Raw genomic sequence first — 19,654 nt, 5'->3', positions numbered from 1 at the left:
TCTCATAACTCCGCGAAATTCTTTAGCAGATCAGTACCAAAGTGGTGGCTTTTTTCAGGGTGGAATTGCACCCCATACACATTGCCAGACTGTACAGCGCAGCAAAAATCAATGCCGTAAGAAGCGGCTGCAATGACAGAGTCCTGATGCAAACTCTCAAAGAAATATGAATGTAAAAAGTAAAAGCGAGTCTCTTCTTCAAGTCCTTTAAACAACTTATGTTCACCAGTTACGTGGACATCATTCCAACCCATATGCGGCAAAGGTAAATCAGTAGCGCCAGGCACAGATTTGAATGCTCTTACACGGCCAGGAATCCAACCCAATCCATCCAACTTTCCTTCCTCACTTGATTTGGCAAAAATCTGCATACCTACACAAATGCCAAGTATTGGCACCTTCTTGCTGAGAACCAAATGGTCCAGTGCCTGCCTCATGCCGGAGGCATCAAGTAACACCATGGCATGGTCAAAGGCCCCCACTCCAGGCAAAATCAATTTATTCGCAGTTTCCAGTTCATATGTAGTCTTTGCGACGGCGGTAGGAATACCAAGACGGTTGTAAACATTCACAAATGCCTGGATATTACCCAAACCGTAATCAATAATTGCAATCATCTGAACAACCTTTTCTCGAGTCCCAGCATGGTCATTGCCTTTGATCCGAGTCCTATTAAAAATCTTTTATTTTTATATTCATGATAGGTCTTGTTTTCGCCATCGAAAATCTGTTGCAGTTCATCAACGGACAAATCCAGTTTATGCGCAACATACTCAAACTCGCGCTGCAGGAAATGTTCATCAAGCTCAGGCTTGGCAATTCTCTCAAGTGCTTCTTGCCTTGTCATTTGCCCGGTCATAATCAAGCTGGAAAGATGGGCACGGCGTTTTTCATAGCCAAATTTACGTGGCATCCAGTAATCTTCATAAAAACGGGTAAAACGCGATTCATGGTGTTTATGTAGAAACGGCTCCCACCCAAAAAGTTCACCAAGTTTTTTCTCCGCATCTCGCTTTACGTACGGCACATAGTTGAGTGGTCTGAAAACTTCCATTCCAAAAACATATTTGTAGTAAATCTTGTAGGCGAAAATATCAACGATAGGGAATGTTGTTAACGGCAACTTTCCAAACATGGAGTGAATATCGTTAATTAAGGTCTTGTCGATACCTGGATAAGCCCCCCACTCTTCGGGTTCACGACAACATTCAGTTGAGTAGTTTCCACCAGTAAGCACATATTTAATTTTATGCTGCCTGGCAAATTTGTAGAGCATGGAAAAGAAAGCCGTGTCTTGTGGGATATCCTGATCCGCTATCTGAGACTTAAGCAAAGCAACTTGAAGATCCTTCATCTCTTCCCAATAAATAACCTCTGTGTACAGGTCCAGACCTAAACCATCAACCAGCTTTTCAATGTTACCAACAGCTTGATCTGTATTCCAGCCAGCATCGACATGAAACAATAAGGGGCGTAGCCCCATTTTCTCTTTTGCTATGTAGGTACAGTAGGAACTATCAAGACCGCCACTTAAGCCAATGATACAGTCAAAATCTCTCCCCTCGCCATCTTTGCGTATCTGGGCCGCGACCTTCATCAGTTCTGCTTCTCCCTGGACATCAGGATGCCAGTTAGGAAGGATATTGTTGTGGAAATTATTACAATAGTCACACCAGCCACGCTCATCAAACGTTATGCGAGGATCGCTTGTATCCATAATACAATTAGTGCAGATTTTATATTGTCGAGTGCTCATATTTCCCCTCCAATAGCTCTCAAGTCACCTTGTTTACAGCACAGTCACTGAGAAATCTCCATGTTTCAGCGGAACACCTTTCCCAGGTGTACTGCTTCGATAACTCTTTAGCTCGTTTGGCGATGGATACACGCAGGTCTGGGTTAACAATGATATCTTCTAGGGCCGCAGCAATAGAATCTGCGTCTTTGGGATCAAAATAAACCCCACCGTCTCCAAGCACCTCGGGCATGGGTCCCTTATCGGAGCAGGCAATAGGCAGCCCCACAGACATGCCTTCCATGAGAGTAATTGATATAGTTTCACAACTTGAGGCAAAAATGAAAACATTCGACGAAGCAATAAGATATGGCAACTCTTCATGACGCACAAATCCGACTGATTTAACAAATGAACCACCAGGGTCTGAAAAGGTGATTTCATCATCAAGCAATCGCTGTGCAGGGCCCGCACCTCCACCGACTAACAGTAGTTCAATATTAAATCCACGGTCGCGAAGTTTCTTCACCGCTCTCACAACCACCCACTGATTCTTGTACATCTCCGCATTAGAAACATATATACAGCGAATAGGTTGATCACTACTTTCCGGCCATGGTCTTTGTGGGTTTAGTTGACTGAATGTTTTGTCTATGCCGTGCGCTATTATGGCAATCCGCTTTAACTTACCAGTGGAACGCTGAATCAGATCTGCCGCATATTTCGTGAGATAAATCACTCCATTTGCAGACCTCATTGACCTATTTTGAACAAAATATAACAATACCAACCGTAATCGTGCCAACGTGAAACCGAAATGCTTCATAACCCCTGGCTCGTAAGACAAAGCATCTTGACTGAAGACTACCATTGGACGATATAAACAAACTGTGCCAGCATCAGAAGCGAATAGGATATCGCATTCATGTTTGCGCAGTTCTCCCGGTAAATGGAAATACTGCCACCAAACTTGCCTAAATAACGATAGCTCCAACTCAGATGGGTTATGCTTAACAAGCCATGCCACATCAGGCAGCTTATCAAGAAGGTGCTTGTACGACCAGATGTGTATCTTACGAACACCGTACGCAAGCGGATCCCCCTCGCATAGAATACCGATAATATGATCTATCGCGCCACCAGATCGATTGCGAGAGGCGTCAATGCCGATAACTATGCCGGACATGACTGCACCTTATGTGCGTATATTACAACTTGGAATATCATACAACGCTTCGGTTACCGCAATCTTGAGGCAACGATACCCACCTTTCGGTTACCTTTTATTATGAGTCAACGCACAGTTGTTTATCAGGCTTTGAAACAATAAACCTGGTGCCTTAAATTACTGAATTTATGATAACTCCCCGTAGTAAACAATATTACGATTAATCAGTAACCAGAAACATTGGCTTCTCTTTGTGCCCAAGAAGCCACTCGTACAGTTCAATAGTCATCTGTGCTGATATAGTCCAAGTGTATCTAGTTGAAACCAGTTCTCGACCACGTTCACCCATGGTTTTCAGTTCCTTCGATGTCTTGGAAAAGGCAGCCTTCAATGCTACTGCAAGTGCATCAGCCGAAATTTCCGTCCACCAGCCACAGCCGTGGGTGACCAAGTCTTCCCATGGAGCACCATTCGTGGTTATGACAGGCACACCTGCACCCAGAGCCTCCGCCACAACTATACCAAAATTCTCTCGAAACGTAGGAAGGACAAGCAGATCAGCAGCAGAAAATGCATCTCTTTTTATCTGTCCCATGAGCATTCCTGTAAACATCACAGAATGTTGCAAGTCGGCATTTAACACAGCCTGTTGTATTTCTTTCAAATGCCCGAACTCGTCTGCCCCGGCAAGCACCAATACCCAGTCCGTCATCTGCTGTTTCATAGAACCAATAGCCTGTATAAGCATCGGAAGCCCCTTGACTGGGGTAATCCGAGATAAATAGAGAAGAATCCGTTTTGATTCAGGAATACCGAACTGTCGTCGGAATGCTATGCCGTTACCTTCGCTTTTCAACCATGACATGCTTATACCATTGGGGATAACTGCTACGGGGTTTGAAAGACCGAACTCTCGAAAACCGGCAACCTCCTGATGCGAACAGGCATGGAGACAGGACGCAGACTGAAGATTTTTTCGTTCATAAAAAGCAAGAGCAAGTCGCTTTTTCCACCATGACTTATTAAGCGCCCATCCCTCAATAGAGCCGTGTGGGGCGACTATAGTAGGGGTCCCATAGCGTTGCCGCATAATATTGGTAGTTCGGGAAATGCCGGACCAGATACCATGCTGATGAACTATTGATATATTTCGGCCGGTATCACTGGATACCGCCCTTTCCATGGCAAGGCTATAGCGAAAAAGAGTAGGCCAAGAGCGTGGGAATATTTGAATAGAAGTGTCTGGTAATTCACGCGAGAAAACGTCCCATCGGAGATCCGCTTCGTTATCCAGATCCAGACACCATATTCTGGCGTCAAAACCGAGTTCGCGTTGCTCCCGAAGCAAATTCAGAGCAACCGGACCAATCCCAAAAGATTTCGGGCCGAAGGAGGGGAGAATATGTAAAATATTACTCTTCATTTGGATAATGATCCGCCACCCATCAATTAAGGACCGTCTCAAGAAAAGTGCATATCGACTTCGCGGTATCCCATTAGATTCTCGTCCGCTCAACGGACTTGCGCCCCATCTCGGCAACAAGTTGATCCGGGGGTTGCAGTAAACGCACATCCTGCCACCTTCAATACAGAATCAACATTACAAAGGTCGAAACGCCAGGTCTAAGCGCGATATTGAGCTAACAACATGGCAGATGTTCAAGCAAGGTCCCCATTTCTGTGAAGTGACGCCAGATAATGCGCCAGGTGTTTACTCAATTGGATAGTGATCACAATTGTAAATTTCCTATTTGTATTCGTGGCGATTTATGAAGTTTATCGCTGACATCTCTCTCATTGCGTATAAATAGAGTGTTTCCTGAATGGTTTTGCTTTCCGTCCAAGGTCATAAGCTCTCTGATAAAAGGATTATAGACATAAGTAGAAAAACCATAATCCTTCATTTTGTTGAGGATTTGCGCCTCGCTAAAACCATATCTGGATCCACTTCCGTTTAATTCCATAACTACTGAATGCAGCGAGTGATTACTCAAAGTCTCATGTGCGCCTTGGAGTACAAGAGTTTCAAAGCCTTCAACATCTAGTTTGAGCATAGATGGTGATAGGCCACTAAGAATTGTATCTAATGATACAACTTTTACTTTTATTACACTCATTGCTTTCTCACCATCTGTGACAACATGATTTGTGCAATTTTCACTAGAAGTGAAGACAAGTTCTCCTTCCTTATTAGATAGACCTAAATTGAATGCCTCGACGCGACAAGATAAGTCATTCAGTCGAATGTTGGCCGCCAAACGTTGAAAGGTTGAGGGTATTGGCTCAAAACAATATCCTCTTGCGCCCTTTGCCGCACAAGCAAGAATTGTGTATGAGCCCACATTAGCTCCAATATCTACAAAGAAATCTTCTGGGGTCATAACATGTAGTACATACGCCATGTCAGAGAATTCATCCAGCGTGCAGTAGATATTCCCTGTAAAGCCAGTTTCACCGGGCCGAACAATAACCCTTGCCCCATTGATCCAGTTATAAACAACTTCACCAGGGACCAACCGACTTCCAACTTGCCACTTCACCCACTTGATAACCGAGCGAATTTTGCGCTCTTTGTTGAGTGGGTGATTGACTATAAGTTTCAGAGTACCGAAAAGTGACATTCTTTGGCTCTCCTTTGGTCGCTCCTAGCTTTGCCTTCCAACGTTAAATGATTTTTATAATAAACTTTAAAGCGTTATTGTCGTGATATTATATTTTATTATGTTTGGATGTGTTGATTAGGGGTTTCATTAAATTAATATTGACATAAAGCTTGCAGCAACTATTTCAGGATTGATTTTATTAGATAGAAAAAAACTATTTTTGCTCATTTCAATTAATTCAGAATCAGTTTTACTTGAAATAGTGGACATCGCTTTCGCTAAATTTTCGGCTGAATTATTCGTAAAACTAAGCCCGTTAAAGTTGTCAATTAAAAAGGTTGACCTAGCGCCCACATTTTCTGATAAAATTAAAGGCATACCAGCAGAGACGAATTCATGAACAACAACGCCCCATGGTTCAAATCTACTAGGCAATATAAAAACACCAGCCCTTTTAATTATTGCCAATATTTCAGCTTGGTTTAAAAAATCAAAAACTTCAATCCCTGGGTTGTTTTCAAATAAATACTTTAAATCTCCGTTACCAATACAAATTAATTTCCAATTGCCGTTATACTTTGACTGATAACTCTTATAAGCATCGACAAGTAAATCAATTCCTTTTACCGATACAAATCTGCCGACATAAAGAAAATATTTAGGATAATTTTTTGTTTTTATTTCAAGATACTCCATCGCCTTATTAAACAAAAGCGTATTACATGAATAAAGATTAGATATAATTTCACTATCTTTAAAGCCTAGTCGTTTAGCAAATTCAAATTGACTAGGACCAGCAACCCAACTATGGCTAAAATACTTTTTCAATAGAAAGGGAAATACAAATGATCCCAATCGCTGTCTAAAATCACCTTTCCATTGATCGTCAAAACCTGTCACTACCGGGACACCTTGATCTTTAATGTTCTTAACTACAGCCAAATAATCTTTGTCCATCCATCCACTAATGTAAACGATGTCAGGTTTTACTTTATTTGCCAATTGCTTTAGCTGATGTTTTGTGTAATCAGATCTGTTGTAATAAATAACATTATCTAATTTGGGTAATTTATATGGTGTAAGTTTTTTGTGGTCCCAATGAACTACATGTACCTCTGCATTGTACTTTTGGACATATTTCTCAAAAACAGGAATATTATAAGGCATTACTTCAGAATAGAGATATAAAATTTTCATCGTACGTAACGGTCCTTTATTTTGGCACATTCATAATTATTGCACACTGTCTGCTTTTATTCTGACTTTGACGCCCTGCGGACTCTGCTGCAGGGGTCTTCTCAAACATCCGAAAAAGCCATTTATTTGCCTTCTAGGGGTAGAGACTAAAGGCAGACACTAATTCAAATCTCTGCTTCTTCTTTTACCCAAACCATGTATTCCCTGAGCCCATCCTCTAAATTAATCTCAGGTGTAAAGTCAAATGCTTCATGAGCCGCGCGGATGTCTGCGAGACTATGCATCACATCCCCCGGACGCGGCGGGCCATGCTGGACCAGCGGGTTTATGGCGGAAGCCGCACTAAGAAGTTCAACCAAACGGTTGATCGTAATCCTGCTTCCGCTGGCTATGTTGAAAGCACCCGAAACCCCCAATGTCATAGCAGCCTTTATGTTGGCCTGTACCACGTCTCGCACGTCAAGAAAATCACGGGTCTGCTCCCCATCCCCAAAAATAGTCAACGGTTCCCCCCGAAGCATCTTATAAGCGAAAATCGGAATCACATTCCCGTAGGCATCGAAGCGCTGGTTTAGGCCGTATACGTTGAAATAGCGAAGGCAGACCGCCTCCAGATCATACAGTTTTGCATAGGAGAGGCACTCCTTTTCCATACAAAGTTTCGTGCTCCCGTATGGTGAATCGGGCTCTACTGGGTGGTCCTCTTTAATGGGGAGCGTTTTCAGTTCACCGAAGATCCCAGCCGAAGAAGAAGCGACGATCTTTCGTATGCCGAACTTACGCGCTGCTTCAAGAATTTTCAGTGTGCCAATAACATTGATCTCTGCATCTAGGATCGGATGGTCAATGGAGCGCTTATTTCCTACCGAAGCTGCCAAGTGGAAAACCACTTCCACACCCTTCATTGCCTCAGCAACAACAACATCGTCGCGGATATCTCCTTCAATAAGGCACACCTCTGGGAAGGTGGCGATATTGGAACGGTAGCCGGAAAGAAGATTGTCCAGCACTGTCACCTCATGTCCGTCTTTAAGCAGTTGCTTTACAAGGTTGGAACCGATAAACCCGGCTCCTCCAGTTACTAAAGTTCTCATAACTACTCCAAGCTTATAGTATTTCGATTAATCATTCACTATAAACAACGGCATCTCGGTGCGTCCAAAAAGCCACTCGTGTTAATCAATTCATCTGTGCTGCAAGCCTAAGGGTATCCCCATGGTTTTCAGTTCTTTCAATGTCTTCGGAAAGGCATCCTTCAATGCTACATCAAGTGCATCAGCCGAAATATAAGCAACACCCACAATCATGCATTACCAGTTCCTCCCAAGGGGCATCTTTTTTGGTAATGTCCTCATTTGCCCCCCCTTATCCATTTCGATTGCCTCGATAACTTTTATACCCCAAACACGAAAATCACACACACGACGAGATGCTATGACACCTTGACGAGATAATTGATCTGACAGAACGGTGTCGGTTAGTATATCGCATATACCTTTTGCCAGTTCCACTGAGTCACCAGCCTTACAGAATAAAACATCACGCCTGTCAGATAGCCATACCTCAAGCTCGCAAACGCTTGTAGTTACAATTGGGCTTCCAGATGCGAGATACTCACCAATCTTGATGGGGGCGGCCACCCAATTTGCAGGATGTTCGACTTTGGGATTGACTAAAACATTTGCTGCCGCTAAAAGGTCAGCCACCTCAGGCATCAGTAGTTTGCCAGTAAAAAACACTACACCTGCTAACCCTAGCTCTTCAACGAGTCCCTTGTAATCGAGTGGCTTCCCAATAATTGCGTCATGCTCCACGATAGGACCGGCAATTATGAGTTTGGCTTCAGGGCACTTTTCGATGACATACTTCATTGATTCGATTAAAACATCTACCCCTTCCAACTTACTGATAGCTCCAGCATATACTATTAGCGGTGCATCGGACAGATTCAGTTTTTTCCTTGCACGTATAGAACTCCCAGAACCAAAATAGTCCGTGTCAGTGGGTGGCCACAATCTCAAGCATTTTGTATTTGGAGCTATCTTTGTAAAATGCTGTTCAAGAACTGATGATCCGCCAACTATTATCAGTGATACGTTTCTTGCTAAGATTTCTTCGGAGTTGAAAAGTAACTTTTGCCAACGAACAGCCATCAAATCACCTTCAACAACGCAAGTATGACGTTTTAAAAACTTACCCGCAACAGCAGCTATCGCGAAAACTGGGGCAGCTCCATAATAAATAATAGTATCGAATCTGCGTGCAAGGGTCACATATAACAAATAGAGCAGCATTCCCAATTGACCATAAATCCAGAAAAAAGGTGCAACCATTCCTTTACGATCTTTGCTCGAAGATACGAAACTCTTTACCTTAAAACCATCCAGGTCGGATTTTCTACCCTCAAGTGTTCCACAGCATACGGCCACGAGCACCTCATGGCCTGCCTGGGCCAGTCCCTTGGCTTGCATATGTAGTGCGCGTGAGGCTCCGTCGCCCCCTTCCGGAAAAGAAAATGTGCCAGCCATTAAAATTCTCAAAACAATTACCTTTACGTAGCCTAGATAGATCTCATCATGTTATATTGTCGAATGATTACAGTCAGTTCTGATTATCTGCTTAATGTCGATAAAAAACGGAAGGTCTCAATTGCACAATTCACCCATGTGTATTCCTGAGCATATGTAAAAGCCTTTTCACCACAATCACGGCGCATTTCTTCGCTCGACAATAGCTTAATAATTGCTTGAGATAGAGACGATACATCTTCAGGATCAAAATAGACTCCAGCATCACGCAACATAGTGTCCATCCCTACGCGATTCGAACAAGCAATTGGCAATCTGAAGCCCATCGCCTCCAATAATGTTATAGGAAATGCTTCACAGGAACTGGCGAAAACAAAGATGTCAGTACTGGTTAATTCATGACTCAATTCTTTTCTTCCTAAATTTCCGACCAGCGTCACATAAGATTCTGCATGTTCACTTTTAATCAGTGCCTCAAGTTCTCGCACTGCAGAGTGGCCACCTCCGCCAACCAAACGGAGTTGTATATCACGCCCAGTCATATCCCGTACCCATTTAACAGAGCGTACAACGCTATCATGGTGTTTATATGGAAATACTGGAGAGACGTACAGCAAGGTCACTGGTTCACCAATTACATATGACCGTGGCCTTTCCAACCGAAATTTCTCCTCTAGTCCATGTGGTATTACAGCGTATTCAGGATTGGTTATAAGTTGTTCCAAAACAACATTCTTTGAATGCTCGGAAATAAAAATTATGCCTGCGAGTTGTTGGAGAGAACGTTTAAGTTCTTTCCTGATCCTCAGGAACGCTCTATAATCCGGATTTAAAGGATGTCTTTCAATCTCCTTTAGATCAAAAGGCAAAAGGTTATGGCACGTAGTTGCGATTATGGCGCCCCCATGAAAAATGCGCCGATATAAAGGCAAGGATCCAGACACATACAACTCAACATCGACATGTTCTTTTAGTATCAATCGCGGATAAATCCACAAATGCCAAATAAGACGTTTTAATCGGTTACTATTTGAAATCCACGAATGCTGTATAATTCGAACATTCGAATCTAGGGGCCCTAATTCATTGCAGAATTCCGGTGAGCATATAAAAAATACATCAATATCTAAAGGAACAGATCTCGAACCGAATAACCCTTTGCAGTAACTTACTAAACCGCCACTGCCACCGTTTCCTCCGTAAACAAATAAAGTTAGATTGCTATTGTTTGAGTTCAACATGGCATCTTCCTGGCTTGGAGAAATTAACATGGCAAATTGACCAATTTATAATGCGGGCTGTCAAATCTGATAAAACATGGTAACCGGGAAAAATAAAACCATTACATAATTGTTTAAATATAATAGATGCGTAAAAATATCTCCAAGTCCTCAAGTTTCTACCACTATACTGAATACACGCTATGTACCATCTATGTAATATTATTTTTGATAGCATATCACTGTTATACTTTTGGGTGATTTTATTAGCATCAAAAAGCTTTAGCAGCCATTTTTCAACACTTATTAAATCGTTAGATGTTCCGGGCATAAACCCATAACATAATTCTGTGTGTATTGACAACTCAGCAGGCGTTACTGTAATTCCTAATTGAAGTAGTTGCTTCAGTATAATTTCCATGGATGTTTGAATTGTTTTTGAGCCATAAACCTTAGTCACTTGGGAGTTATGCTGTCTTAACCTTACCAATATTTTGGGGACATTTGCTATATTAAAATAAGTACAGCATCTAACCCATAACCCGAAATCCTCGGCATGTAGATCATTTATGTCATATCTCAAATCATACTTTGTTATAAATACTTTTCTTATCATGACGGTTGGATGCGCCAATTCACACCCGAATAATAGTTTTGCTCTAATCTCTTCAGGTTTTGTCGCAAATTTAATCCCTGTGTGATTGAATTCGTCAAAGAGATCAATGTAAGTTCCGACTATTCCAACATCTCTATTTCTCTCCAAAAAAGCAACTTGATGTTTTAGTCTGTCAGGATGTGAAATATCATCACTATCCATTCTTGCGATGTATTCGCCTCTCGATAAATCGATTCCTTTATTTAGTGCATAAATAAGGCCTTTGTTCTCTTGATTCAATATCCGTATGCGTTTATCACAAATAGAATATTTCGTCATTATCGCTAAAGACTGGTCTGTTGACCCATCATTTATTATTATTAACTCAAAATCAGCATAGGATTGGCTGAGTAAGCTCTCAATCGCTGATTGAAGATACTTCTCCCCATTAAATACTGGCAAGATAATACTTACACTAGGGGATTTACGGTTAATAATGGTCATGTACACCAACCTACTTAATGATAATATTATTGTTTCCGCAAAGCCTTTAGTTTACAGAAGATTGCTACCTGCCTATCCGGTTTTGGATAGCACTATCATGGGTATTTTTTGAATAAACCCAAGGGAGACACGCAAGTGACCAGCAGATCCATTGAAGCATTCTACCGGCTGAGTGGTTTGATAACCCAACAGCAAGTACAATACATCCAAACATAAACAACGGTGAACCATATCTGACATGGAAACAAGTTGGTGGCAATGGCATGCTTAACGGCTTAGTCAAGTAAATGTATAGGGATTTTGCTAATACAATACACAAAATGGTTATGGCAACAAAAACAGGAACCCCAAACATAGCTCCATATGCAATCATAACTTGATGTGCCATTCCTCCTGTAGATTGTACGATAGCTTCAACGGAACCCAGACCAAATAAAGGATGTTCGAAAATAATATTGGCACTAGATATTAGATGGGAACGTCTATATTCATTACCCTCATAGGATGAACCCGCGAGGTCAGTAAAAAAGTTATATAAAGCATAAATGCTTTTATTATCTGATTGTCCATCTGACATATATGCAATGCACACAGTAACCAAAGCAAATGTTAGTATTATACTACTGATCAATAAATATCTTCTATTTATGAATCCCGACGTTTGCGATAGTAACTGTTGTTTGGAATTTTGAATCATAAGGAAAAGAAATCCCAAAAATAAAAATATCCATAATGAACGAACGACTGTTGCGTAGCTTACCCAAAGCGAAACACCTATAAAAATAAAACTTAGTAGGCGCGCCCACCATTTCGGCACAGTTACAAGATAAAAACCAATAATTAATCCTACGGCTCCATAAAAACCTAGTTGAATTGAATTTTCAAAATGGGCGCTAATTCTGACAGTTGCCTCATTTGTTACACCATATGATAATAGCTTGGAGATATCTGATGATTCTTGATGAACTATTGTAATAAAGTTAATCAAATAAGGATTTTTAATCCAGTAAATTAAAAAGCTGAAGGTGATGTGAAATAAAACAGTTGCAATAAATGCTAACTGAGCACGTTTTTCACGATAATAAGAAAACGCAATTACACTGCCAAAAGCGCCTGCTTCCGTGATGTCAAGAATAGATTGCCAATAATTTCTAAAATTAAATATAGTCGAGATCCAAACCCAAGCAGAAATAAACATGCAAAGTGACGCTAGATAAAATATCCGTTTTATGAAATGATCCGTATTCATTTGTTTCGATAAACGATAAAAACTTGTAACGCTAGCAACTAAAGCGGCTCCTGAAATTAATGTCGAAGCATATTGATTCAAAAAGTAAAAACCGATTGCATATGATTCAGGGGAAGAAAATATCATATACAGACATAAGGTATATGGCGGATATTTTAGTGCAAAGTAAAATGCACAAATAACTATTAAAATTGATAGAATTTGCATTTATGTACTAGTGTCCCGTTGAGCAAGAATCAGGTGTCTTCTAACTTCCTTTATTTATTACGGTATCATAGCTAAGTTAAAATATGAGTCACCCAGCCGTAAGCAGCGGAGTATCTCTCAGTATTACTAATTTTTATCGTCGTAGCGAGCTGCGGAGAATTGTATCCGGAGAGACGAACAATAACCTCGAGCACTAGCGACATTAACATGAAATTGTTCATGCAATAAACAAGACCGCAATACGCTCTAAGCCATGAGCCTTAGCAATAGCTGCTCTGTGGTTCCCATCATGTATAAAAAATACGATATCGCCTCTATATGTAATTTCAGGTACATATATTATTATTCCTGTTTCTGATACAAATTTATCTAATGATGACGATATTTCTGCTACTAATGTTCTCAGTTCATTTAATCTTTTTTCTATATCCATATTTGGTTCATAAATTTTTATATAATCCCTATACCCTTGACTGTGTGCTTCTTTTTCATTTCCATCGACAATAGATTTAATCCAAACATAATGAGGAGTTTCCTCAATTTTACGAAGTTTAATGCCATCTGGAGTGCGTAAACGAACTCTCAGTAATTCTAAGGGTATAGTACCGGTAGCCTTTATATGTGCATAATCACATCTTGGCACATCAATAACACGCGCGGCCTTCTTATAGTCAAAAATAAAACATCCCGGCCATATATAAGACCATATGCGCCTTTTAACTGTTTCTGCAATTTTGAGTACTGCCTGAATACAACAAAGGAAGAACCATCCCATTATTATAAAAGGCTTCCACTTTGTTTTTTTTACCCCAAAAAACTTTTCCATAATTATCCAATTTATTACAGGATAAGCCAATTAGATGGCAATAAATCTTTTGTATTATATTCATCTACCCTAAACCATTTCTGGGGGGCGTAAATTACTTTATCTGGATTACTGCACAACCAAGCACTCCACCAACTAAAAGTGCTATTTGCTATAATATGATGTTTGCATTGGCTCATCAATCGCAAGTCCTCATAATCTTTATCTTCGTTATTATGATCAACATATATAGTTGGATAGTCCAACTTTAAATTTTTACTCACCCATTCATGATCATTGCTAAAAACGAAAAAATGTGGATCTTTATTGTTACCAGCAAGAGATTTAATGCAGTTTGAATAATAACTCAGATCACACGGACCAAGGACAGAATTAGTAGTCTTATCAGTAACATAATTGCCCCTACGAATATGCAGACAAACAGATTCAGTCGATAATATTTTGCAGGCTAATTCCTTATCTCTTCCAAGCTGAGGGTTCTTAATGATAAACGTTTGCCTAATAATATTTTCAATTTCTTTGAAATATTTCTCGCTTTGCCAGTAACCATCAAGATAAACGTTATCAGGCAACTTCAAGATATCAGGATCGTAGTGAAAGTGTTTTTCTTTTACATGTGTTGCAGAAATTTTTTGTGATTTACGTAAGAGCCGGCATAAAAAGTTATCTATTTTTTTGTACGGCCTGTCCATTTTTACATCCGTTAAGGCTTTAATTTCTTCTTCTGTAGCAATTGACTCCCGAATATTAAATGGCCGCAATGAATATGTGTGCCATTTATAGTCTGAAAACATTGTAATATCTATCTTAAGTTCAACATTGTGTGTTAAAGCAAGATGTAATCCTACAGCATATTGAAACATCTGATTCCCGAGGCCACCCTGAAGACGTGCAATAATCATATTAGAAATTGCTCCATAATGAATATGTGTACCATTTAAAAGATTGTAATATCTATCTTAAGTTCAACATTGCGTGTTAAGACAAGATGTAATCATACAGCATATCGAAACATCTGATTCCCGTGACCACCCTGAAGACGTGCAATAATCCTATTAGAAATTGCTCCATAATACATATGATTCTCCAATGCCGGCTTCGGAACCAACTTTTGCTGTAGTTTGACATATTTTATTAAAGTTCTTACACCACTTGAAAGCTTCAAGCATTATTCGGTCATTTAATTCTATTGGTTCAGTTGCAGATGGCTTATGATAGTGAACATGAAATCTCACCATTCCCTGGGGCTTTAGTATTCTCTCAATTTCGTATGCAGTTTTATAAATATCATCTACATGATCTAAAGCATTCATGGAAATTATCGCATCAAAAAAATCATCACAAAAAGGTGTGGCTTCAGAATAGCTGTAGACAAATCTTGTGTTTTTCTTGTAATAATGCAGCGGATAGCCTGCCACTATATAGTTAGGCAGCAAAGGATCGAGACAATACAATTCGCAGTCATTGAATACTTCAGCGCTTGGCATAGGTCCTGAGCCAACATCCAATATTTTTTTGCCACTGAATGTGTCACAAGGCAATTTAAGGTCGACTGCATACTTATGCTTTTGATGTAAATTAAACCACGTCATAATTGCACTGTGTTCAAGTATTTTACATTTCACCTTTTCTTCATCTTTTGGCGACGGTGTCTCATAGTGCGATTCCATTTGTCCATTATACCATTCTAAATACTTATTTATTTCATTTTTCCAAAATTCTGTTTCTCTTAAGTATTTATTGGCGGTCAGGTTATGGATAATCCTATATAGAAATGTTTTCATTTTATTTATGTCCTTCACGAATCTTCTGTTGTATCCAATTATACGTTAATTTAAAACCCTCATGATGATCAATCTTCGGTTCCCAGTTAAGTATATTTCTTGCCTTCTCACAAATAGCAATTCTCCCATAGTCACCTTCTGGTCTTTGAATGTCAAAAACTGGTTTAATAGGTTTTCCACTTATTTTTACAATCATTTCAGCAGACTTTTTTATAGTGACTGATTTTTCTGACCCTATTTGAATTGCACCTTTATTCATGCCATGTTGAGCAACTAAGATTAAACCTTCAACAATATCATCAATATAAACAAAGTCTCTGTACTGATTACCACTTCCCCAAACAATAAAATCCTCTTGAGGGAACCGAATGGCCTTTCTCATTAGCGACGGCAGAACTTGTGCCGTATTACCTTCGAATTCAACACCAGGTCCATACACATTATGGAATCTCAATATTCCAACATTTATCCTTCCCGACTTAAGCGCAAGATCTGCTCCATACTCGCCCATCAACTTACTCCACCCATAACTTGACTCAGGTTCAGCAGGATAAACTTGATCTTCTTTCAATGCAGTAATGCCTTTATTCATTTGAAGGTACTTTGGATAACTACATGCAGTACCGACATAAATATAATTTCCTATTCCATTTGTAATGCAGGCTGAGACTACATTCGTATCTATTGTAATGTTTTGACGGAATATAAATAATTCATTACTGAACGCAAATTGTATCCCTCCCACTATATCAGCCAAGTGAAAAACATAATCATAATCCTTAATGTATTGAACGCATTGATTATGATCTGTTAAGTCGACATGATAAAAGTTCTTCTTTAAGTTTATGCAAGACATCCCATTAGAGTCCAACAGATTATCCAACTTACCTCTCCACAAGTTGTCTATTACATCAACTGTTGCATTTTCATTTACCAAGCGTTTTACAAGGGCGCTCCCGATAAATCCTGCCCCCCCGGTAACTAAAATTCTTTTATTTCTTAGAATGCTCATTTAATCACCTCTTATAGATTTGTTGCTAATTCAAACGCTTACCAATAATCATCGGCCATGAATAATCAGGGGGAGAATCAATTTCAACATTTGTAAATCCCGCCTTTATTAACAAATCAGCTAGAATGTGAGGCGATGCCCATTTAGCCAATTCTCCGCTATGTAATAATGTGGTTTGTAGTACAAGGTGATCAGTCATTGAAGATAAAGCTTGAATCAGCTTGGGTGTGTCATTCATCTCATGATAAACCACACACAGAGCAAGAATCATATCAAACCTTCCAAGATTCAGCATATTTAAGGTGCCGACATCATGAACAATATAAGTTATTGGGTATTTCTTCTTTTCTTTATGCTCAATTGCTTGTTTGACAAAATTAGCTTGTGCAATAACGTCTTGTATCGGCAAAATTGAACCAGATTTCTGTTTTATTAATTGGTTTCTATCTATTCCGATTACTTCCTTTGCACCAGAACGAGCGAGTTGTATTGAAAACACGCCATTATTGCATCCAAGATCTAGGACACGTTTTCCGACTAAACTCGGCATATGTTTTTTTACAATATAATCCCACTTTGCAATTCCCCTAACGCTGTCAAGTTCCGGACTAGCTTCCCACCTTGGCGGAGTAGTAACGTGAGCTACAATGCCATCTCCAAAATCAACGGGTTGATACCATTCCTTGAATCCTTTAATTCCAGCATCTATCCATTGATTAATATTTGTTTCTCCATCAATGAACATTGGCATGGAAAAATCATTAATTATTTCATTTGTACTGTGTGTATTGCCTAGCATTCTATTGATGATCGTTTTAAACATGTTCTGACCTCACTTCACTTAAAACTTTCCACTTAAATTTAGATAATATTGGAAATGGATTAGTATTGATATGGTCATCAAAACCTTTTTGTTCAATGTTGAAACCACATGCAGATGTAATCCAGTCTTCAGGTTCTATTCCATTATTAAATATTGCAATATTAAGATAATATTCACCAGCATTGAGCGGTGGCGATATTATTTCACACGTTAAACTAGATTCTGCCAATTTAGGTAACGTATAAAGTTCCCCTTTCAGCGCTGAATCACAGGAAACAAGTCCTATTTCACTAGAAGTCCTGATTGTTAGTGCAAGACGGACTTTTACATCTGTGTCATATCCATTCACTAATTTAATATTAACTACTATAGTATTAAATAAATCATGATCAATTAATGGTTTATCTTGAATTACGCGAATATCTGTAAAACGAATGATTCCTTTGCCAGTTCGATCATTTCTATCCTTTAGAGGAACTGCAATAATGCTCTTAATGTTGCTCAAATATTTATTAATATTGTCAACTGTAGGACCAATATTACCACATCTCCCTTGCTCAAAAACGATTGCCGATGAACATAATGACTCAACTGCAGCCATATTGTGACTCACAAACAAAACTGTCCGCCCGCCTTTCGCCACCTCTCCCATTTTCCCCAAACACTTCTTCTGAAACTCCGCATCTCCCACCGCCAGCACTTCATCCACTACCAGTATCTCCGGCTCCAAGTGAGCCGCAACAGCAAACGCTAATCGCACATACATGCCACTGGAATAGCGCTTGACAGGCGTATCAAGAAATCTCTCCACCTCCGCAAACGCAACAATTTCGTCGAACTTCCTTATGATCTCCTCGCGGCTCATCCCCAGAATAGCGCCATTAAGAAAAATGTTCTCACGGCCGGTCAACTCCGGATGAAACCCAGTTCCCACCTCTAACAGACTCGCTACCCTGCCGCGCATGGTTATATGGCCTTTTGTTGGAGGCGTAATCTGAGAAAGGATCTTAAGCAGGGTGCTCTTGCCGGCACCGTTACGGCCAATGATGCCGATCGCCTCACCTTCCTGAACGGAGAAGCTCACGTCGTCAAGTGCCCAAAAATTCGTCTCCGACTGTCCTTGGTCCTTGGCCCTTGGTCGGAATCGGGAGGCAAACTTTACGAGCTCGTCACGCAGGGACAGGTATGGCTCTTTATTGGAGCCGATGCGGTAGCATTTGCTCAGATTTTCGACTTCAATAATTGGTTTTGACATGCTTGCTCGTCTCTGGGTTCTGGTTAATCGCAGTAGCAATGAGTATTGAGATTTAAACTTTTCAAACAATATCCGCGAAAAACCGCTCGGTGCTTCTGAAGTAATAAAGGCCAACGACAAAATAAACCACGCTCATCAACAAGGAGATTCCTAGTACTCCAAAATCGACCGAGCCCTGCCCAAGCAGTCCGGCGCGGGCGTTGGTGATAACCCCCGAGATTGGGTTGAGCCAGAGCATTAGTCCCTTAACCACCGGGTAGTTGTCCAGCATCTTGACCGGGTAGATGACCGGTGTGACGTACATCATGATCTGGATGAAGAACGGCAACGCAAAACGGACGTCCCGGTACTTTATATTCAGTGACGCCAGCAGCAGCCCCATCCCCAGAGCACTGAGCACGGCACATCCCAAGAGAGCAGGCAGGATCAAAATGCCGACCAGGTGCGGCATTACCCCGTAATAGATCATCATGCCAATCAGAATGACGGCCGAAATAGCCAAATCAATCAGACCGGTGGTTGCTGATGTCGCAGGGACGATGAGCCGGGGAAAGTAGACCTTCTGGATCAAGGAAGCGTTGCTGATCATTGAGTTGCTGGCATTGGTCAGAGTGCCGGAATAGTACTGCCAAAGAAGAAGCCCTACATACAGAAAGACAGGGTAGGGAGTGCCGTCGCCACTATTGATGCTAGCCATGCGGTTGAAAATAAAGGTAAAGACGATCATCGTGACGAACGGCTGGAAGATCGCCCAGACGACCCCCAGCGCGGTCTGTTTGTAACGCACGGTAATGTCACGCCAGGCGAGAACCAGAAAAAGGTCCCGGTAGCGCCACAATTCCTGCCAGTTGATGGAGAGCCACCGCTTCGGCGGGGCTATGACGAATTCAGGTCGTGACAAAATAATCCCCTACTCTTGTTGTGTTATCTGCATACGACAGGGGCAAT

19 protein-coding genes are annotated in these 19,654 nt (G+C 40.7%); all 19 read right to left on the bottom strand.

What is annotated here, in order from left to right; genetic code table 11:
* Positions 1–2: 2 nt before the first annotated feature.
* The 19 genes from hisH to GURA_RS08515 all read right to left on the bottom strand — a co-directional run bounded on the left by hisH (position 3) and on the right by GURA_RS08515 (position 19,607).
* Positions 3–617 carry an imidazole glycerol phosphate synthase subunit HisH gene (gene hisH / locus GURA_RS08590; RefSeq protein WP_011938592.1) on the bottom strand — a complete coding sequence of 205 codons (615 nt, stop codon included), beginning with the start codon at positions 615–617 and terminating at the stop codon, positions 3–5.
* On the bottom strand, positions 614–1,756 hold the full coding sequence (locus GURA_RS08585; protein ID WP_011938591.1) for an N-acetyl sugar amidotransferase: 1,143 nt from the start codon (positions 1,754–1,756) through the stop codon (positions 614–616). The genes hisH and GURA_RS08585 overlap by 4 nt, the downstream gene beginning before the upstream one ends.
* A 19-nt stretch (positions 1,757–1,775) precedes the next feature.
* Positions 1,776–2,921, bottom strand: a complete 1,146-nt coding sequence (locus tag GURA_RS08580) for a glycosyltransferase family 4 protein (protein ID WP_011938590.1) — start codon at positions 2,919–2,921, stop codon at positions 1,776–1,778.
* A 202-nt stretch (positions 2,922–3,123) separates the two neighbouring features.
* Positions 3,124–4,326, bottom strand: coding sequence for a glycosyltransferase (locus GURA_RS23360; RefSeq protein ID WP_011938589.1), 1,203 nt, complete (start codon positions 4,324–4,326; stop codon positions 3,124–3,126).
* A gap of 307 nt (positions 4,327–4,633) precedes the next feature.
* Positions 4,634–5,524: an FkbM family methyltransferase gene (locus GURA_RS08570; RefSeq protein WP_011938588.1), complete on the bottom strand. Its 891-nt coding sequence runs from the start codon at positions 5,522–5,524 to the stop codon at positions 4,634–4,636.
* 129 nt (positions 5,525–5,653) lie between these two features.
* A complete protein-coding gene (locus tag GURA_RS08565; protein WP_041245362.1) occupies positions 5,654–6,703 on the bottom strand; it encodes a glycosyltransferase in 1,050 nt (349 codons plus the stop codon).
* A gap of 164 nt (positions 6,704–6,867) precedes the next feature.
* On the bottom strand, positions 6,868–7,797 hold the full coding sequence (locus GURA_RS08560) for an SDR family oxidoreductase (RefSeq protein ID WP_011938586.1): 930 nt from the start codon (positions 7,795–7,797) through the stop codon (positions 6,868–6,870).
* Positions 7,798–7,887: 90 nt separating this feature from the next.
* On the bottom strand, positions 7,888–8,010 hold the full coding sequence (locus tag GURA_RS25105; RefSeq protein WP_268741743.1) for a hypothetical protein: 123 nt from the start codon (positions 8,008–8,010) through the stop codon (positions 7,888–7,890).
* Positions 8,011–8,013: 3 nt separating this feature from the next.
* On the bottom strand, positions 8,014–9,231 hold the full coding sequence (locus GURA_RS08555; protein WP_157046160.1) for a glycosyltransferase family 4 protein: 1,218 nt from the start codon (positions 9,229–9,231) through the stop codon (positions 8,014–8,016).
* Positions 9,232–9,314: 83 nt separating this feature from the next.
* Positions 9,315–10,472 (bottom strand): glycosyltransferase family 4 protein, encoded by a 1,158-nt coding sequence (locus GURA_RS23355; protein WP_011938584.1) that lies wholly within the window; start codon positions 10,470–10,472, stop codon positions 9,315–9,317.
* Positions 10,453–11,550: a glycosyltransferase family 2 protein gene (locus GURA_RS08550; protein ID WP_011938583.1), complete on the bottom strand. Its 1,098-nt coding sequence runs from the start codon at positions 11,548–11,550 to the stop codon at positions 10,453–10,455. Before GURA_RS08550 ends, GURA_RS23355 begins: the two co-directional genes overlap by 20 nt.
* Before the next feature lie 64 nt (positions 11,551–11,614).
* A complete protein-coding gene (locus tag GURA_RS24205; protein ID WP_011938582.1) occupies positions 11,615–13,006 on the bottom strand; it encodes a hypothetical protein in 1,392 nt (463 codons plus the stop codon).
* A gap of 217 nt (positions 13,007–13,223) precedes the next feature.
* A complete protein-coding gene (locus tag GURA_RS08545; protein WP_011938581.1) occupies positions 13,224–13,832 on the bottom strand; it encodes a hypothetical protein in 609 nt (202 codons plus the stop codon).
* A 14-nt stretch (positions 13,833–13,846) separates the two neighbouring features.
* Complete coding sequence (locus GURA_RS08540; RefSeq protein ID WP_011938580.1) at positions 13,847–14,734, bottom strand: alpha-1,2-fucosyltransferase; 888 nt, start codon at positions 14,732–14,734, stop codon at positions 13,847–13,849.
* A 153-nt stretch (positions 14,735–14,887) separates the two neighbouring features.
* Positions 14,888–15,616 (bottom strand): class I SAM-dependent methyltransferase, encoded by a 729-nt coding sequence (locus tag GURA_RS08535; protein ID WP_011938579.1) that lies wholly within the window; start codon positions 15,614–15,616, stop codon positions 14,888–14,890.
* A gap of 1 nt (position 15,617) precedes the next feature.
* Complete coding sequence (locus tag GURA_RS08530) at positions 15,618–16,628, bottom strand: NAD-dependent epimerase/dehydratase family protein (RefSeq protein WP_011938578.1); 1,011 nt, start codon at positions 16,626–16,628, stop codon at positions 15,618–15,620.
* Between the two features lie 25 nt (positions 16,629–16,653).
* Positions 16,654–17,451, bottom strand: coding sequence for a DUF1698 domain-containing protein (locus GURA_RS08525; RefSeq protein ID WP_011938577.1), 798 nt, complete (start codon positions 17,449–17,451; stop codon positions 16,654–16,656).
* Positions 17,444–18,706, bottom strand: a complete 1,263-nt coding sequence (locus GURA_RS23350) for an ABC transporter ATP-binding protein (protein ID WP_011938576.1) — start codon at positions 18,704–18,706, stop codon at positions 17,444–17,446. Before GURA_RS23350 ends, GURA_RS08525 begins: the two co-directional genes overlap by 8 nt.
* A gap of 61 nt (positions 18,707–18,767) precedes the next feature.
* Positions 18,768–19,607: an ABC transporter permease gene (locus GURA_RS08515; protein WP_011938575.1), complete on the bottom strand. Its 840-nt coding sequence runs from the start codon at positions 19,605–19,607 to the stop codon at positions 18,768–18,770.
* Positions 19,608–19,654 lie beyond the last annotated feature (47 nt).

It is taken from the genome of Geotalea uraniireducens Rf4, from assembly GCF_000016745.1.
Classification (GTDB): Bacteria; Desulfobacterota; Desulfuromonadia; order Geobacterales; family Geobacteraceae; genus Geotalea; species Geotalea uraniireducens.
Note: the sequence above shows the minus strand (reverse complement) of the source record. Positions and strands in the feature narration are given on the sequence as shown.

What these genes read in the sequence shown, in the direction of transcription:
- hisH (WP_011938592.1), bottom strand. Translation starts at nt 617, where the DNA reads ATGATTGCAATTATTGATTACGGTTTGGGTAATATCCAGGCATTTGTG.
- GURA_RS08585 (WP_011938591.1), bottom strand. Translation starts at nt 1,756, where the DNA reads ATGAGCACTCGACAATATAAAATCTGCACTAATTGTATTATGGATACA.
- GURA_RS08580 (WP_011938590.1), bottom strand. Translation starts at nt 2,921, where the DNA reads ATGTCCGGCATAGTTATCGGCATTGACGCCTCTCGCAATCGATCTGGT.
- GURA_RS23360 (WP_011938589.1), bottom strand. Translation starts at nt 4,326, where the DNA reads ATGAAGAGTAATATTTTACATATTCTCCCCTCCTTCGGCCCGAAATCT.
- GURA_RS08570 (WP_011938588.1), bottom strand. Translation starts at nt 5,524, where the DNA reads ATGTCACTTTTCGGTACTCTGAAACTTATAGTCAATCACCCACTCAAC.
- GURA_RS08565 (WP_041245362.1), bottom strand. Translation starts at nt 6,703, where the DNA reads ATGAAAATTTTATATCTCTATTCTGAAGTAATGCCTTATAATATTCCT.
- GURA_RS08560 (WP_011938586.1), bottom strand. Translation starts at nt 7,797, where the DNA reads ATGAGAACTTTAGTAACTGGAGGAGCCGGGTTTATCGGTTCCAACCTT.
- GURA_RS25105 (WP_268741743.1), bottom strand. Translation starts at nt 8,010, where the DNA reads ATGATTGTGGGTGTTGCTTATATTTCGGCTGATGCACTTGATGTAGCA.
- GURA_RS08555 (WP_157046160.1), bottom strand. Translation starts at nt 9,231, where the DNA reads ATGGCTGGCACATTTTCTTTTCCGGAAGGGGGCGACGGAGCCTCACGC.
- GURA_RS23355 (WP_011938584.1), bottom strand. Translation starts at nt 10,472, where the DNA reads ATGTTGAACTCAAACAATAGCAATCTAACTTTATTTGTTTACGGAGGA.
- GURA_RS08550 (WP_011938583.1), bottom strand. Translation starts at nt 11,550, where the DNA reads ATGACCATTATTAACCGTAAATCCCCTAGTGTAAGTATTATCTTGCCA.
- GURA_RS24205 (WP_011938582.1), bottom strand. Translation starts at nt 13,006, where the DNA reads ATGCAAATTCTATCAATTTTAATAGTTATTTGTGCATTTTACTTTGCA.
- GURA_RS08545 (WP_011938581.1), bottom strand. Translation starts at nt 13,832, where the DNA reads ATGGAAAAGTTTTTTGGGGTAAAAAAAACAAAGTGGAAGCCTTTTATA.
- GURA_RS08540 (WP_011938580.1), bottom strand. Translation starts at nt 14,734, where the DNA reads ATGATTATTGCACGTCTTCAGGGTGGCCTCGGGAATCAGATGTTTCAA.
- GURA_RS08535 (WP_011938579.1), bottom strand. Translation starts at nt 15,616, where the DNA reads ATGAAAACATTTCTATATAGGATTATCCATAACCTGACCGCCAATAAA.
- GURA_RS08530 (WP_011938578.1), bottom strand. Translation starts at nt 16,628, where the DNA reads ATGAGCATTCTAAGAAATAAAAGAATTTTAGTTACCGGGGGGGCAGGA.
- GURA_RS08525 (WP_011938577.1), bottom strand. Translation starts at nt 17,451, where the DNA reads ATGTTTAAAACGATCATCAATAGAATGCTAGGCAATACACACAGTACA.
- GURA_RS23350 (WP_011938576.1), bottom strand. Translation starts at nt 18,706, where the DNA reads ATGTCAAAACCAATTATTGAAGTCGAAAATCTGAGCAAATGCTACCGC.